Source organism: Mycobacterium gallinarum (genome assembly GCF_010726765.1).
GTDB classification, from domain to species: domain Bacteria; phylum Actinomycetota; class Actinomycetes; order Mycobacteriales; family Mycobacteriaceae; genus Mycobacterium; species Mycobacterium gallinarum.
On sequence record NZ_AP022601.1, the window covers coordinates 2674544 to 2690594 of the forward strand.

A 16051-nucleotide genomic window follows, 5' to 3' on the forward strand; every position below is an offset into this window, starting at 1 on the left:
GCAACCCTGCTTATTACCGTAACTCGCTGTGAAGGCAGTGCGCGTCGTCAGGCACGGCGATCCCACAGAAGCACTTGAAGTCGCCGACGTTCCGATCCCCGAGCCCGGTCCTGGGGAGGTCCGCATCGCGGTGTCGGCGGCCTCGGTGAATTTCGGCGACATCGCCCGTTGCCGCGGCACCGTGGCCAGCGTCATGGGCCAGATCCCGTTCACCCTCGGCATGGACGTCTGCGGCGTGGTCGACGCGGCGGGCGAGGGTGCGGCCGAATGGGTGGGCCGACGGGTCGTGGCCATGACCAACCAGTCGCTGGGTGGTATGGCCGAGTTCGCGGTGGCGCCGGTGACCGGAACATTCGATGCACCAGCGGATCTCGACGATGTCTCCGCAGCGGCCTTCACGTTGCCCTTCCACGTCGGCTACCTGGCGCTGCACCGGCGCGCGAAGCTGACTGCGGGCGAGACGCTGCTCGTCGTCGGCGGCGCGAGCGCTGTCGGCACAGCGGTCATCCAGCTCGGCGTCGCCGCGGGAGCCAGCGTCATCGCGGTCGCGGGCGGTCCCGACAAGGGACGGCTGTGCGAGGAGCTCGGCGCATCCTTCATCGACCACACCTCCGCCGACCTGTTCGACGAGGTGAACGCGCGCACCGACCTACGCGGCGTCGACGTCGCGGTCGACCTGGTCGGCGGCGAGCACACCGAGACCGTGTGGACCTGCATGGCCCGCGAGGGCCGTTACCTGCCAGTCGGTTTCAACGACGACCCGCAATCGGGACTCACCGGCCGTCCGCTGCGTAAGGTGTCGATGGGCAATTTCTCGGTCCTCGGCGTCATCCTCGGCTACGGCGAGCTGCCCGTCGACTTCCGCCGGTTCGGTCTCAACATGTTCGGAGCCGAGGTTGGCCGCGAGGTGCATGCGGCGCTGCTCGAACTCGTCTCCGCCGGGTCGGTTCGACCCGTGGTGGGTCGGACGATCACCATGGATCAGGTCGCTGCGGCACTCGACGACCACGAGCAGCGTCGCACCATGGGGCGCACGGTCGTGACGGTCGCGGGTGACTAGCACGCAGGCGCCGGGGCTCAACCCGGATGCCGTCATGTCGGCTGCGGTAGAAACCGCCGGCTCCGAGGACTTCGGACCCGACGACTTCGTCGAGGGTCTGACCGTGCTCTGCGCATCGATCGACGAGCAGGCCCAGCTCAACGACATCGGCCGGTTCGCGTTGGAGCAGAACATCATCGGCGGCCTCGTCAACCGACTGCGAATCCACGATTGGCACAACCACCACCCCGCGATCCGCGACGAACCGGTGGACGCCCCGCTGGTGGTTATCGGCCTGTTCCGGGCGGGCACGACGTTCCTGAGCCAACTGTTCGATCAGGATCCCGCGAACCGCGCGCTGTTGCGATGGGAGGCCGCCGACAGCGTGCCGCCGCCCTCGCCGGAGAACTACCGCTCCGGTCCCCGGGTCGATGCCGCCAACGAGGCCATCGAGATGCTCGAGTCGCTGAATCCGCAGATGAAGATCGTCCATCACGAGGACGCCGAGGGTCCGACCGAGTGCATCACGCTTCTTGGCCAGGATTTCAAGAGCCTGACCTGGGAGGCGATGGCCAACGTCGGAGACTACAGTCGGTGGTTGCTCGGCGCGGATTACACATCGGCATACGCCTATCACCGGCGGGTGCTACAGGTGCTGCAGAGCGGCGGCCGCCGCGGCCGGTGGACCTTGAAGAGCCCCAACCACGCGATCGCGCTACCGGCGCTGGCCGCGGAGTACCCGGATGCGAAACTTGTTCTTCTGCATCGTGATCCGACGGTGCTGTGCGCATCGGCATGCAGCCTGATATCGACGCTCACCGGTACGTTCAGCGACGCCGACCACACCGCGTACATCGCCGCGCACTGGACCGATCTGCTGGCCGAGTCGATCGATCGCAGCGAAGCGTTCCGACGCGCACATTCCGAGCGCGAAGTCGTCGACGTCCAATACGCCGACCTCGTCGGCGATCCGATCGGCACCGTCGAGAAGATCTACGCCGCCTGTGGACGCGAACTCGACGAGCGGGGCCGCGCGGCCCTCACCGCCTGCGTCGCGGCGAATCCGAAGGGCCGCTTCGGCACCCACGGATATCGGCTGGAGGACTACGGGCTGCAGGCCGGCGAGATCAGGGACCGGTTCGCCGACTACATCGAGCGATACGACGTCCCCTCGGAAACCAGCCGCGCCTGAGACCGGGGAGACGCTATTGGATGTTGGCCTTCATCTCGTCGAGATTGACGAGTACGGGCCAGCCCCCGACGCTCAGCGCATTGCCGTGGCCGGTCTGGTGGATGTCGAAGACCGACTGGATGGCCGCGTAGAAGCCCTGCACGTCCAACGTCTGGTTGACGGCGCGTTTGGCCTGCCGCAGAGCGAAAGTCGGCATCTTCGCGATCTGCTCGGCCAGCGGCCTGGTCTCGGCATCGAGCTGATCGCGAGGCACGACCTTGTTGACCATCCCGGTGGCGGCCACTTCGTCGGCGGTCATTGCCCGGCCGGTGAAGAGAATCTCCTTGGCCTTGCGAGGCCCCAGTTCCCAGGTATGGCCGTGGTATTCGACTCCCCCGATACCCATCAGCACGACCGGATCGGAGAACAGCGCGTCGTCGGCGGCTAGGATGAGGTCACACGGCCAGCAGAGCAGCAGTCCGCCGGAAATGCAGCGTCCCTGCACCGCGGCGATCGAGGGTTTGGGTGTGTTGCGCCACTTCAGCGTGTACTCGAGGTAGCGCCGATGCTCGTGCTGAATGATGAACTCCAGCGTGATCTTGTCGGGTACCGGTCCGCCACCGCGCAGATCATGACCGGCCGAGAAGTGTTTCCCGTTGGCGCGCAGGATGATCACCGACACCTCGGGATCCTCGGCGGCGCGGGTCCATGCGGCATCGAGTTCGTCCAGAAACTCAGGGTTCTGAGCGTTGGCGGCCTCGGGCCGGTTGAGGGTGATGGTGCCGATCTTGTCGGCGACGTCGTAGTCGATGTACACGGCTGAGTCCTAGTTTCTCGGTAAGCCCAACACTCGTTGGGCGATGATGTTGCGTTGAATCTCAGAGGTCCCACCGGCGATCGTGCCGCCGTAGGTGCGGGCATAGCGCTCGAACCACGCCGAGCGGTACAGATCGAGATGCTGTGCGCTGTAAGGACCCGAGAAACCGGGTGAGGCCAGCGCATCGGGACCCGTCGCCGACAGCGCGTACTCCGCCGCCAACTGCGACGCCTCCGAGCCGAGGAGCTTGAGCACCGACATGGCCGACGGATCCTCGTCGCCGCGTGCGGCCTTGGCCAGTGCGACCGACCCGAGCAGACGTAGCGCTTGGTTGTCCATGACCAGCGTGGCGAAGCGGTCGCGGTCCAACGCCGACGATGGCCACCAGTCCTCGACCATCTCCTCCAGCCGATCTGCATAGCTGAGCCACAACATGTTCCGCTCGTGGCCGAGGGATCCGTTGGCGACGCGCCACCCCTCGTTCAAGGGGCCGACGAGGTTCTTCGCGGGTACCCGTACCTCGTTGAAGAACACCTCGTTGAAATCGAGATCCTCCACATCGCACATCGAGGCGAACGGGCGCCGTACCACCCCGGGCAGATCGGTCGGGATCATCAGAACGCTGATGCCCTTGTGCTTGGGCGCATTCGGATCAGTGCGAACAAAAGTCAGCAGCACGTCCGCGTCGTGCGCGCCCGACGTCCACACCTTCTGGCCAGTGACGACGAACTCGTCACCGTCGAGGACCGCACGGGTCCGCAGCGACGCGAGATCGGAGCCCGCGCCGGGCTCGCTCATCCCCAGCGACGCCGTCAACTCGGCCCGCAGGATCGGCACCGCCCAGCGCCGTTGCTGCTCGTGGTTGCCGAACGAGATCAGCGACGCGGAGATGATGCCGACGCCCTGCGGGTTGAAGGTGAGGTAGGTCCGGCGCCGAGCCAGTTCCTCTTGGTGGACGTACTGCTGCAGGATCGTGGCGTTGCGGCCGCCGAACTCGGGCGGATAGCCGGGACACAGCCAGCCGTTGTCGAACAAGAGCCGTTGCCAGCGTCTGGCCCACTCGGGAACGTGGCTGCTGGAACCCGACCGTTCCAGCGCCTCGGCGTCGTGCGGCAGGTGCGCATCGAGAAACGCGACGAACTCCGCACGGAACGCCTCGACGTCAGCGTCGAAGGTCAGCTGCACAGTGCTCCCGGCGGATCAAAATTTTGGTAAGACTACTGTTGCCAGTAAAAGGAGAATACTATTCTCCACGTGAGAAAGTTACAATCTCTGACACGTTGGCCGCGAGGGGGTCGAGGACCGCAATGGCAAGACGTTCTCCGGTACAGTCAGTCCATGTTCTCCCCACTCGGACAGCATCCGAGCCGCCGGTGACCATCCCCAGCGAAGAACCCGCCTGGAAGCAGCGCGCGGTCGAGCGATCGATCAAAACCGCGAAGCTCCGGGCCGCTCAGCGCGTTCAGCGCTTCCTCGACGCCGCCCAGGCGATCATCATCGAAAAGGGCAGCACCGACTTCACCGTACAAGAGGTGGTCGACCGTTCACGCCAGTCGCTACGAAGCTTCTACCTGCAGTTCGACGGTAAGCACGAGCTGCTGCTGGCGTTGTTCGAAGACGCCCTGTCCCGGTCCGCCGACCAGATCCGCGCCGCCACCAGCGGCCCGGACGAGCCGATCGAGCGGCTACGGGTGGCGATCCAGCTGCTGTTCGAGTCCTCGCGTCCGGACCCGACGGCCAAGCGGCCCCTGTTCACCGACTTCGCCCCTCGGCTGCTCGTCTCACATCCGTCCGAGGTCAAAATCGCCCACGCGCCGCTGCTGGCGCTGCTGACCGAGCTCATGGAAGAAGCCAGCGCCGCAGGTCAGCTGCGTGCCGGTATCAACCCCAAGCGGATGGCCGCGATAACCATGCAGACCGTGATGTTCAACGCACAGTCCAGCGGCGAAGAGTCCGAAGACGCGGCATCGCGCCCGATCACCGCCGACGAACTCTGGGACTTCTGCGCGCACGGATTCACCGCCAGCTAGGGCTTGATCGGCCTGAGAATTACGTTCTCAGCGCCGAGAATCTGACTTACACTGGGCGGGTGCCCGATCTCTGGACCGATCTGCTCGGCTGCCTGGACATCACCAAGACCTCGACCGGCGACGGGGTGACCGCAGAGTACGAGGGCCGGAATCAACACTTGGAGTACCACCGGGTGTTCGGTGGCCAATTGCTCGGCCAGTTCCTCCGGATCGCAGCGCTCACCTGTCCGGAGAAAGCCGTCAAATCCCAGCACGCGATCTTCACCCGCGAGGGCAGAGCCGATGAACCGGTCCGCTACGAGGCTGTCCGGGCGCACGAGGGGCGATCGTTCGGGACGGTCACCATCACGGCCACCCAGAGCCGTGGTGTCATCGCCACGGCGTCGGTCAGCATGCACGCCGTCGAGGGCGGCCCCGAACATCAGGAAGTCGAGAGCGTAGGTCCGGTGCTCGGTCCGGAGTACATGCTGCCGCTCGACCTGATCCCTTGGGAGACAAGGGCGTCCATCGATCTCAACGCGACGACCATCGGTGCCCCGCAGTTCGAGTTCTGGATGCGGACCCCAGCCGTCGCCCAGGAGATGGCGCCGGCACTGGCGGCCTACGCCACGGACCTGACGCTCATCGGCACCGCCCTGCGCCCGATCGAGGGAGCGGATCAGCGGGGCAACGGTACGACGTTCACTTCGGCCGTCACGTCGCACACGGTGTGGTTCCATCGGCCGTTTCGCACCGACGGCTGGCTGCTGCTGCGCCAACACAGCCCGGTTCTCGCCCATGGCCGCAGCTTCGGTCGCGGCGATGTGCTCACCGAGGACGGCGTGCTGGTCGCGTCCTACGGCCAAGAGGCTCTTCTGCGCTTCGCGGAACAACGATGAGAAGCCGATTCTGTTAAGCGGAGAGTATAAATTGCCCGAAACGAGTCGCCGGTTGACACCATTGTGGAGCCGATGCCAGAGTTGTGAGACAAACGACAGCCATTTGTCTTATACCTTTCTGGTCCTGCGAGAGGCGACCCGTGACGATCAGTGCTGAGAATTCCGACGTGAAAACGGCGGACGAGCTGTACTACGACCCGTACAGCGTCGAGCTGAACATGAACCCGTACCCGGTGTTCGCCCGCATCCGCGAGGAAGCGCCGCTGTACTACAACGACAAGCATGACTTCTACGCGTTGAGCCGCTACGAAGATGTCAACAAGGCGTTGATCGACCACGAGACATTCATCTCCGGCCGCGGCGCACTGCTCGAAATCATCAAGTCCGGCATGGAGATCCCGCCCGGCACACTGATTTTCGAGGACCCCCCACTACACAACATCCAGCGCAATCTGCTGTCTCGGATGTTCACGCCACGCAAGGTGCTCGCCCTGGAACCGCAGATCCGCGAGTTCACCGCACGGTGCCTGGACCCGCTCGTCGGCAGCGGCAAGTTCGATTTCGTCAACGACCTCGGTGAGCAGATGCCGATGCGGGTGATCGGAATGCTGCTGGGTATTCCGGAAGAGCATCAGCGTCGGGTGGCCGACCACGGCGAAGCGACGTTGGAGAGCAAGGAAGTCGACTTGATGGCCACCGGCGAGGTATTCGCCGAGTTCATCGACTACCGCACCGAGCATCCGTCCAACGACATCATGACCGACCTGCTCAACGTCGAATTCACCGACGAGACCGGCACGGTGCGACGGCTGCGCCGAGAAGAACTGCTCATGTACCTGACCGTCGTCGCCACGGCCGGCGCCGAAACCACCACCCGCCTGATCGGTTGGGCCGGCAAGACGTTGGCCGAAAACCCCGATCAGCGCCGCGAACTCGTGGAGAACCCAGACCTGATCCCGCAGGCGATCGAAGAGATCCTGCGCTGGGAACCGCCGGCACTGCAGATGGCCCGGTACGTCGCGCGCGACGCCGAGTACCACGGCCAGACGATTCCGGAAGGAAGCGCGATACTCCTGTTGATCGGAGCGGCCAACCGCGACCACCGCCGGTTCCCACCGAATGGCGATGTTTTCGACATCCACCGAGAGCAGCACTCGCACATGACATTCGGTGCGGGCACGCACTTCTGCATGGGCAACGCGCTGGCCCGTCTGGAAGGCCGCATCGCGCTCGAGGAGATCCTCAAGCGGTTCCCGACCTGGGAGGTCGACTGGCCGAATGCCGAGCCGTCCCAGACAACGGCGGTCCGCGGCTGGAAATCCATGCCCACCTTCGTTCCCTGAAATATCCAACCACCACCAAAAGGATTGATAGACATGGCAGGACGTGTAGAAGGCAAGGTTGCGTTCATCACCGGCGCGGCGCGTGGGCAGGGCCGCGCGCACGCGGTGCGGTTGGCCTCCGAGGGCGCCGACATCATCGCCGTCGACATCTGTAAGAAGATCGACACAGTCGACCTGATCGAGGCGTCCACGCCGGAGGATCTGGCCGAAACCGCGGATCTGGTGAAGGGCCACAACCGTCGCATCTACACCGCAGAGGTCGATGTCCGCGACTACGACGCGTTGAAGGCCGCGGTCGACGCGGGCGTCGAGCAGCTCGGCCGGTTGGACATCATCGTCGCGAACGCGGGCATCGGCAACGGTGGCCAGACACTGGACAAGACCAGCGAAACCGACTGGACCGCAATGATCGACGTCAACCTCGGCGGCGTGTGGAAGACCGTGAAAGCCGGTGTGCCGCACATCCTCGAGGGCGGCCGCGGCGGCTCGATCATCCTGACCAGTTCAGTCGGCGGTCTCAAGGCCTACCCGCACACCGGCCATTACGTCGCCGCCAAGCACGGTGTGGTGGGCCTCATGCGCACCTTCGCCGTCGAGCTCGGCGCACAGAACATCCGGGTCAATTCCGTGCACCCGACCAACGTGAACACCCCCCTGTTCATGAACGAGCCGACGATGCGGTTGTTCCGCCCCGACCTGGAAAACCCCGGCCCGGAAGATATGAAGGTCGTCGGACAGATGATGCACACGTTGCCGATCGGCTGGGTCGAGCCCGAGGACATTGCCAACGCCGTGCTGTTCCTGGCGTCCGACGAGGCGCGCTACGTCACCGGCGTGACGCTGCCGGTCGACGGCGGCAGCTGCCTGAAATAGGTTCTGGCGCAACGTGACTGTCGCGGAGCTGTCGCTGCCGCGCGGCTGGGAGGACATCAGCCCCGACTGGATGACGGCGGCACTCACGCGCCACCATCCCGGCGCGGTCGTCGACGGTGTGACGGTGGTGCTGCGCGACGACGGCACCAACAAGCGGGCGCGGTTGGCGTTGACGTATTCGGCTGGTTCGGGCCCCGCGACGGTATTCGCCAAGGCCGTCGATCCCGAGCACGCCGAACTCGTTGCGCTGACCAGCGGGCTGTATCACGAACCGCGACTATTCACCTCGGGCGTCGAGCTCGGACTCGACCACCCGACCGTCTACGCGGCGCTGATCGACGAGGACCGCTCCGACTTCCTGATGATCATGGAGGACGTCGTCGCGAGGGGCGCCGATCCGCGTGACTCGACCCGGCCGATGTCCATCGATCAGGTGGCCAACGGTGTGCGTGGGCTTGCGCGGATGCACAGCCGGTTCTGGGGTCAACGGCTCGACACCCACCCGACCCTCAGTTGGCTCGAACCGTTCGTCGCATTCGAAGGCATGCGGTACGCGCCGCTGCACATCGCGCGCGAGCGGCTGGGCGATACGGTACCCCCGGAGATTCCGGCGCTCAGCGGCGACGAGTTGTTCGTCGACATCTGGGCCCGCTACATCGGCACGCTGGCGGGATCTTCTGAGTCGCCGCCCACGCTGCTGCACGGCGATCCGCACATCGGCAACACCTACCTGCTGCCCGACGACGAGGTCGGCTTCCTGGACTGGCAGATGGCCCGTCGCGGCAACTGGTCGCTCGATCTCGGCTACTTCCTGCAGGGCGCGCTCACCATCGAGGACCGCAGACGCGGTGAGCGCGATCTGGTGGCGGAATACCGCGGGGCGCTCGAGCTGCCCGCCGACGAGTTGCCCAGCGCCGACGAGGTGTGGCTGCGCTACCGAGCCTCCGTCGCGCACGGGCTGGCCATCTGGATGGCGACGCTGTCCGGCGGGGACGCCTGGCAGGGCGCCGACATCTGCCTCGCGTTGGCCCAGCGCTACGGCGCCGCGTTCGTCGACCTCGACACGCGCTCGGCGCTGGAAGCGATCACCGCCTAAGCAGCTCCGCGCCAACCCGTTCGCCGAAAGCACCCGATCATGGGGTACCGAGTGGTTGCATAGAACCCGTCCGAAGGGGTGGGATGTGAAGCGACTCAATGGCATGGACGCGATGCTGTTGTACAGCGAGACGCCGAATCTGCACACCCACACGCTCAAGGTGGCAATCATCCATGCCGCCGATTATCCGGGCGAGTTCACCTTCGACGTGTTCCGTAGGACCGTGGCCCGTCGGCTGCACCTGCTCGATCCGCTGCGCTACCGGCTGATCGACATCCCTTGGAAACTGCACCATCCCATGTGGATCGAGGACTGCCCCGTCGACCTCGACTACCACCTGCGCCGTGTCCAGGTGCCCGCTCCCGGCGGCCGTCGCGAACTCGACGAGGTGATCGGCCGGATCGCCAGCACGCCGCTGGACCGCACTCGTCCGTTGTGGGAGTTTCATTTCGCCGAGGGCATGGCCGACGACCGTTTCGCGCTCATCGGCAAGGTGCACCACACCCTGGCTGACGGCGTGGCCTCGGCGAATCTGCTCGCCCGGCTCATGGACCTGACCGGCTCGACGGCTGACGAGAACGACGACTACGTGGTCTGCGAAGAGCCGACACCGACCGAACTGCTGGCGGCGGCGGGTCGCGATCACGTCGCGCACGCCGCGGCGCTGCCCGGGCTGGCGCGGGACGCAGCCAAGGGATTCACCCGGCTGTGGCGGCGCAAGAAGGAGCGCAGCGATCATCCCGACCTGGCGAAGATGTTTCACACGCCACCGACGTTCCTCAATCATGTGATCTCTCCGGTGCGAACCTTCGCCACGGCGTCACTGTCGTTGGCCGAGGTCAAGGAGACCGCCAAGACACTGGGCGTCACGTTCAACGACATCGTTCTGGCCACGGCCGCGGGCGGGCTGCGCGAACTGCTGTTGCGATATGACGGGCGCGCGGACCGTCCGCTGATCGCGTCCGTGCCGGTCAGCACGGACCTGTCACCGGATCGCGTCACCGGCAACGAGATCGGCGGGCTCTCGGTGTCGTTGCCTATCCACATCGACGATCCGCTCGAACGGGTCCGGCTGACCTCGTTGTCCACCGCCCGCGCCAAGGAGGACTACGAACTCCTCGGACCGAAGCTGCAGGGACAGCTGATGGAGTACCTACCGCCGCCCGTGACCCCGGCACTGCTTCGATGGCAATCGAAGCGCGCCGCGCACAACCGGCTGATGAACGTCGCGGTGTCCAGCGTTCCCGGTCCGCGCGAGCGTGGCCACATCGGCGGCGCGCCGGTCAGTGAGATCTACTCCATCGGGGTGCTCTCGGCGGGCAGCGCGTTCAACATGACCGTGTGGAGCTACGTCGACCAGGTGGACATCTCGATCCTGTCCGACGACGAGACCTTCGACGACATCCACGAGGCGACCGACGCGATGGTCCATGGGCTGAACGAGATCCGCGCGGCCGCTGGGTTGCCGCCGCTGAGCACCGTCGACACGGCGATGGCGCCTGCCCCCGCGCTGGGCTAGGAGTTGCGTAGTTCGTTGCGCAGGATCTTGCCGGTACTGCCGCGGGGCAGTTCGTCGAGCACCGTGATCTCGCGCGGCACTTTGTAATTGGCGAGGTTCTCGCGCACGTGTTGTTTGAGGGTGTCCGGTGTCGCCGACGCACCCGGCTCGAGCACGACGAACGCGACCAATCGCTGGCCGTACTGCTCGTCGTCGACTCCGAGCACCGTGGCCTCGGCCACCTCCTGGTGCGCGGCCAACGTCTTCTCGACCTCGATGGGGTAGACGTTCTCGCCGCCCGAGACGATCATCTCGTCGTCTCGGCCGACCACGAACAGCCGGCCGTTCTCGTCGAGGTAGCCCACATCCCCCGATGCCATGAAACCCTCGTGGAAGTCCTTGGTGGTGCCCGAGGTGTACCCGTCGAAGAGTGTGCCGCTGCGAACGAAGATCTGCCCGGTCTCACCGGTGGGCACCTCGTTCGACGACTCGTCGAGGATCCGGACCTCGGTGCCGTCGGCGGGCTTTCCCGCGGTGTCGGGTGCGACGCGCAGATCCTCAGGCGTCGCGGTGGCGATCATGCCCGCCTCGGTGGCGTTGTAGTTGTTGTAGATCACGTCGCCGAATTGGTCCATGAACTTGGTGACGACGTCGGGACGCATGCGTGACCCCGATGCGGTGGCGAAGCGTAATGACCTACCGCTGTACCGGTTGCGCACGTCGTCGGGCAGATCCATGATGCGGTCGAACATGACGGGCACCACTGCCAGGCCTGTCGCGCTGTAGCGATCGATCAGGTCCAGCGTCGCTTCTGGGTCGAACTTGCGCCGCGTGATGATCGGACAGGCCAGCAAGGCTGCGAACAACAGCTGCGAGAACCCCCATGCGTGGAACATCGGCGCGACGATGACGATCGGTTCCTCCGCGCGCCAGGGGGTCCGGTCCAGCACCGCTTTCAGATCGCCGGCACCACCGCTGCCGGCAGAACGCTTGGCGCCCTTGGGTGTTCCCGTCGTGCCCGACGTGAGCAGAATGATATCGCTCTTACGCTCGCTGGGCCGGGGCCGCTGACCGGCATGACGGTCGATCAGCTTGTCCACGGTGAGCTCGACGTCGGTGCGGTCGGTCCAACCCAGGATGCGTGTGGTTTCCGGCCTGCCCTCGAGCGCCCGGCTCACGATCTCCGTGAACTCTTCGTCGTAGATGACGACATCGGCGCCCTCACGCTCGACGACCTCGGCGAGTGCGGGACCGGCGAACGACGTGTTGAGGAGCAGGACGTTGGAGCCGATGCGGTCGGCTCCCACCAGCGACTCGATGAAACCCCGGTGGTTACGGCACATCACGGCAATGGTTTTCGGAGCCGCGCCAGCGGCGACATCAGGACCGAGTGTCGCTCCTCCTAATTGCTGCAGCGCCGCGGCGAGGGCATCGCAACGATCGTCGATCTGCTTCCAGGTGAGGGTGCCGCGTTCGTCGATCAGGCCGGGCCGGTCGGGACACCGCTGCGCGGCCGTCGCGAAGCCCGACGTGGCGGTCATGCCGACCCGGCGTACCGCCGCGCCCATCCGCAGATACCGGTCGGGGCGCATCGGGGCTATCAGCCGCGCGCGCCAGAGCGTTTGAAGGAGTCCCAGAGTGTCTGCCACGATCCGTCAGCCAAGCACAGGAAAGCGGCGTTCGCTGGCGAGTTCGTCGAGCGCCTTCTGCATCACGGCCCGGACATGAAGATCGACCATCTCGACGTCGGGGTTCTCACCGAACTCAGCGGCGACGTCGATGGGCTCCAGGATCCGGGTGACGATCTTGGACGGCAACGGCAGGTTGGGCGGGAAGAACACCGACAGCCCGAACGGGAACCCGACGCTGATCGGCAGAATCTCCGCCCGTAGACGATGGAGACCCAGCCGCCGGGCGATCGAGTCGCCGCGGGCGAGGAACAGTTGGGTCTCCTGCGCACCGATCGACACCATCGGCACGATCGGCACCCCGGATTCGATCGCCGTCCTGACGTAACCCTTGCGGCCGTTGAAGTCGACGACGTTCTCGGTGAACGTCGGACGATACGAGTCGTAATCGCCGCCGGGGAACACCAGCACCAGCGCGCCGTCCCGAAGCGCCTGGGCGGCGTTCTCCCGATTCGCCTCGATGACTCCAGCACGATGCAGCAGGTCCCCGATGGGACCGAAGAAAATCATGTCGTGCCCGAGTGTGTAGACCGGACGGTCGAAACCGAACTTCTTGTAGAACTCCGGCGCGAAGACGAGCACGTCGGGCGTGAACATGCCACCGGAATGGTTGGACACCACCAGGGCCCCGCCTGCGGCCGGCACATGGTCCAGATCGCGCACCTCCGCGCGGAAGTAGCGCTTGATCAAGGGGCCGACCCGGCCCGCAATCTGACGCGTGAGATCGGGATCCCACTTGGCTACTTTTTTGTCCGCCCCGTCGCTCATGATGTGTTTGTTCCCAACTTTGTGCCCCGTTACCCGAGATACCTCGAGTAGTAGTACTCTCCGAAAAAGAGAATAACATATCCGCAGGTAGGAGACATATGTCGGACAGCGTACTCGTCACCGGCGGCTTCGGCCTCGTCGGCTCCGCGACCGTGCGGCGGCTGGCGGCTCTGGGGCGGCGGGTGGTGGTGGCCGACCTGGAGACACCCGCCAACGTCAAAGCCGCGCACAAGCTCCCGCCAGGCGTCGAAACGCGGTGGACCGATCTCACCGACACCGAACAGGTTCAGCGACTGGTCTCCGAAACCACCCCGTCCGCGATCATCCACCTCGCCGCGATCATCGCCCCCGCGATCTACCGCATCCCGAAAGTGGCGCGGCGGGTCAACGTCGACGCGACGGCGACGCTGGTACGCATCGCCGAGGCGCAACCGAATCCACCCAGGTTCGTCCACGCGTCCAGCAATGCGGTGTTCGGCCCCCGCAACCCGCATCTCACTCCCCTGCCGCTGACGACAGACGACCCGATGCGACCCGTCGACATCTACAGCGGGACCAAGGCAGAGGCCGAGGAGATCGTCCGGTCGTCGAGCCTGGAATGGGTGGTGCTGCGATTCGGCGGCGTGCTCAGCGCCGATCTCACGGCGCTGCCGCTCAGCGCCGACGCCATGTTGTTCGCGAGCGCACTACCGAGCGACAACAGGGTGCAGACCGTCGACGTCCGCGATGTCGCATGGGCATGTGCGGCGGCGACCACCGCGGACGCCGCACGCGAAATCCTCTTGATCGCCGGTGACGAGTCACACCGCCGCTGCTATGGCGACCTCGCGCCGGCCCTTGTCGAGGCGTTGGGTATGGCGGGGGCGATTCCCCAGGGAAGGCCGGGCAACCCTGCCAGCGAGACCGACTGGTTCGTGACCGACTGGATGGACACCATGCGTGCGCAGGAAGCGCTGAAGTTCCAGCACTACTCGTGGTCGGAGATGATGGCCGAGCTCACGGACACGTTCGGGTGGAAGCGACACCCGGCGCGCCTGATCGTGCCGGTCGTCCGGGCGGTGATGAAGCGCAGGAGCGCTTACTGGAAAGCTCCGGGTATCTACGCCGATCCGTGGGGCGTCATTCGCGCCGAATTGGGCGATCCGTCGTGGGATCCGCCGAACGGATCGCGCTGACCGCATAGGGTCGCGCCGTGGACAGTTTTCAAGGGCGCGCTGCAGTCATCACCGGAGGGGCGAGCGGAATCGGCTTCGCCACCGCACACGAATTCGCGCGTCGCGGCGCCCGTCTCATGCTGGCCGACATCAATGAAGCCGGCCTGCAGGAGGCGGTGTCGACGCTGCGCGACGACGGGTTCGACGCGCACGGCGTGGTCTGCGACACCCGCAAGCTCGACGACGTCGTCCACCTCGCCGACGAGGCATTCCGGGTCTTCGGCACCGTGCATGTCGTCTTCAACAATGCGGGCATCGCGTATGCGGGGTCGATCGCAGAGACCAGCCACGACGACTGGCGCTTCGTGATCGACGTCGACCTGTGGGGACCCATCCACGGTGTCGAGGCGTTTCTTCCGCGGATGATCGCGCAGGCCGAAGACAGCCACATACTTTTCACGTCGTCGTTCGCCGGCCTCATCCCGAACGTGGGTCTCGGACCGTACTGCGTCGCGAAGTACGGCGTCGTGGCTCTGGCGGAGACGCTGTCGCGGGAGGTACGCGCCAACGGGATCGGGGTCTCGGTGCTCTGCCCGATGATCGTGGACACCGGCTTGATGGCCAACAGCCAGGCGGTCAGGAGCTCGGATTACGGCCCCGCGTCGTCGGACGAACCCCCGCAGGAGCTGCCGTCGGCGGCGACGGACCCCGAGGTTCGGGCTGAGGACGTCGCGCGGCTGACAGCCGAAGCGATTCTCGCCAACCGTCTCTACGTCATCCCACACCAGGCGTCACGTGCCTCGATCCAGCGCAGGTTCGAGCGTATCGACCGCGCATTCGACGATCAGATCGCCGAGGGCTGGACGCACTGAGGCGTCGAGTGGCGATCAATCCGGACCCAGTTGGTAATCGCCAGTCTGCGGGTTGTGATACCAGCCGCTCGCGGCGTGCGTGCCACCATCGACGTGAATGGTCTGGCCGGTGATATAGCTCGACAGCTCGGATGCGAGAAATACTGCGGCCCCGGCCATCTCATCGACATGGCCGGGCCGGTTCATCGGAATGCCGGGAGCGTCGCTGTCCTGCATGCTGCCGCCGGACAGCGCGATGATGCCTTCGGTCAGTGTCAGATCGGGGGCCAAGGCGTTGACGCGGATGTTGTGGGTCGCCAGCTCGAGGGCCGCGGTCTTCGTGTAGTTGATGACGCCGGCCTTCGCCGCCGCGTACGCCGCATAGCCCGGTGCCGCACGGGCGCCCTCGATCGACGTGACGTTGATGATGCTGCCAGGCAGGCCGGCCGCCACCAGACGCCGCGCCACCCGTTGCGTGCACAGCAGCACATGGCGAAGGTTGCTCTTGTACAGCGCGTCCCAGCCGTTCTCCGTGGTGTCCAGCAGCGGCGACTTGAACACTCCGCCGGCGTTGTTCACCAGAATCGAGACGTCGCCGAGGTTGTCCACGGTGCGCTGCAGTGCCGCATCGACCTGCCCGCTGTCTCTCACGTCGACGACGATGCCCAGTGCGCCAAGACTTTCCGCGGTCGATGCGCAGGTTTCGGCGTCGCGCTCCCAGACGGCGACCTTCGCCCCGAACCTCGTCAACCCGTCGGCGATGCCGCGCCCTATCCCCGCTCCCCCGCCGGTCACCACCGCGACCCGGCCGGTGAGCAGGATGTCCGACGGTTCGATGGTCACCG

Annotated in this window: 15 protein-coding genes; 10 read left to right on the forward strand and 5 right to left on the reverse strand. The window is 65.7% G+C overall.

The window, feature by feature from the left end; genetic code table 11:
- Positions 1-28: 28 nt before the first annotated feature.
- Both G6N42_RS12965 and G6N42_RS12970 read left to right on the forward strand, forming a co-directional pair.
- On the forward strand, positions 29-1060 hold the full coding sequence (locus tag G6N42_RS12965) for a quinone oxidoreductase family protein (RefSeq protein ID WP_163729959.1): 1032 nt from the start codon (positions 29-31) through the stop codon (positions 1058-1060).
- On the forward strand, positions 1053-2231 hold the full coding sequence (locus tag G6N42_RS12970; RefSeq protein WP_163729960.1) for a sulfotransferase family protein: 1179 nt from the start codon (positions 1053-1055) through the stop codon (positions 2229-2231). Before G6N42_RS12965 ends, G6N42_RS12970 begins: the two co-directional genes overlap by 8 nt.
- A gap of 13 nt (positions 2232-2244) precedes the next feature.
- Here G6N42_RS12970 and G6N42_RS12975 read toward each other — a convergent pair whose 3' ends face one another.
- Complete coding sequence (locus tag G6N42_RS12975) at positions 2245-3027, reverse strand: enoyl-CoA hydratase (protein ID WP_163729961.1); 783 nt, start codon at positions 3025-3027, stop codon at positions 2245-2247.
- A 9-nt stretch (positions 3028-3036) separates the two neighbouring features.
- On the reverse strand, positions 3037-4212 hold the full coding sequence (locus tag G6N42_RS12980; RefSeq protein ID WP_163729962.1) for an acyl-CoA dehydrogenase family protein: 1176 nt from the start codon (positions 4210-4212) through the stop codon (positions 3037-3039).
- 122 nt (positions 4213-4334) lie between these two features.
- Here G6N42_RS12980 and G6N42_RS12985 point away from each other — a divergent pair, with 122 nt between their 5' ends.
- The 6 genes from G6N42_RS12985 (at position 4335) to G6N42_RS13010 (ending at position 10766) form a co-directional block, all read left to right on the forward strand.
- Entirely contained in the window at positions 4335-5057 is a 723-nt protein-coding gene (locus G6N42_RS12985) for a TetR/AcrR family transcriptional regulator (protein WP_163729963.1), read from the forward strand.
- A gap of 59 nt (positions 5058-5116) precedes the next feature.
- On the forward strand, positions 5117-5935 hold the full coding sequence (locus tag G6N42_RS12990) for an acyl-CoA thioesterase (protein WP_174262069.1): 819 nt from the start codon (positions 5117-5119) through the stop codon (positions 5933-5935).
- A 218-nt stretch (positions 5936-6153) separates the two neighbouring features.
- Positions 6154-7278 carry a cytochrome P450 gene (locus G6N42_RS12995; RefSeq protein WP_232076562.1) on the forward strand — a complete coding sequence of 375 codons (1125 nt, stop codon included), beginning with the start codon at positions 6154-6156 and terminating at the stop codon, positions 7276-7278.
- 33 nt (positions 7279-7311) lie between these two features.
- A complete protein-coding gene (locus G6N42_RS13000) occupies positions 7312-8151 on the forward strand; it encodes a mycofactocin-coupled SDR family oxidoreductase (protein ID WP_163729965.1) in 840 nt (279 codons plus the stop codon).
- Positions 8152-8164: 13 nt separating this feature from the next.
- A complete protein-coding gene (locus tag G6N42_RS13005) occupies positions 8165-9247 on the forward strand; it encodes a phosphotransferase (RefSeq protein ID WP_232076129.1) in 1083 nt (360 codons plus the stop codon).
- Between the two features lie 85 nt (positions 9248-9332).
- A complete protein-coding gene (locus tag G6N42_RS13010) occupies positions 9333-10766 on the forward strand; it encodes a WS/DGAT/MGAT family O-acyltransferase (protein WP_163729966.1) in 1434 nt (477 codons plus the stop codon).
- On the opposite strand, the gene fadD12 is transcribed toward G6N42_RS13010, so the two are convergent.
- Both fadD12 and G6N42_RS13020 read right to left on the reverse strand, forming a co-directional pair.
- Positions 10763-12337: an acyl-CoA ligase FadD12 gene (gene fadD12 / locus G6N42_RS13015; RefSeq protein WP_232076564.1), complete on the reverse strand. Its 1575-nt coding sequence runs from the start codon at positions 12335-12337 to the stop codon at positions 10763-10765. The two genes, G6N42_RS13010 and fadD12, sit on opposite strands and share 4 nt — an antisense overlap.
- 63 nt (positions 12338-12400) lie before the next feature.
- Complete coding sequence (locus G6N42_RS13020) at positions 12401-13201, reverse strand: lysophospholipid acyltransferase family protein (RefSeq protein WP_163729967.1); 801 nt, start codon at positions 13199-13201, stop codon at positions 12401-12403.
- 98 nt (positions 13202-13299) lie between these two features.
- On the opposite strand from G6N42_RS13020, the gene G6N42_RS13025 reads away from it, so the two are divergent.
- Positions 13300-14376: an NAD-dependent epimerase/dehydratase family protein gene (locus tag G6N42_RS13025; RefSeq protein ID WP_163729968.1), complete on the forward strand. Its 1077-nt coding sequence runs from the start codon at positions 13300-13302 to the stop codon at positions 14374-14376.
- Between the two features lie 17 nt (positions 14377-14393).
- Positions 14394-15227 carry an SDR family NAD(P)-dependent oxidoreductase gene (locus G6N42_RS13030; protein WP_163729969.1) on the forward strand — a complete coding sequence of 278 codons (834 nt, stop codon included), beginning with the start codon at positions 14394-14396 and terminating at the stop codon, positions 15225-15227.
- A 15-nt stretch (positions 15228-15242) separates the two neighbouring features.
- Here the strand turns inward: G6N42_RS13030 and G6N42_RS13035 are convergent, their stop codons facing one another.
- The gene (locus tag G6N42_RS13035) at positions 15243-16049 is read right to left on the reverse strand and encodes an SDR family NAD(P)-dependent oxidoreductase (RefSeq protein ID WP_163729970.1); all 807 of its coding nucleotides are present in this window, start codon (positions 16047-16049) and stop codon (positions 15243-15245) included.
- Between the last annotated feature and the right edge of the window lie 2 nt (positions 16050-16051).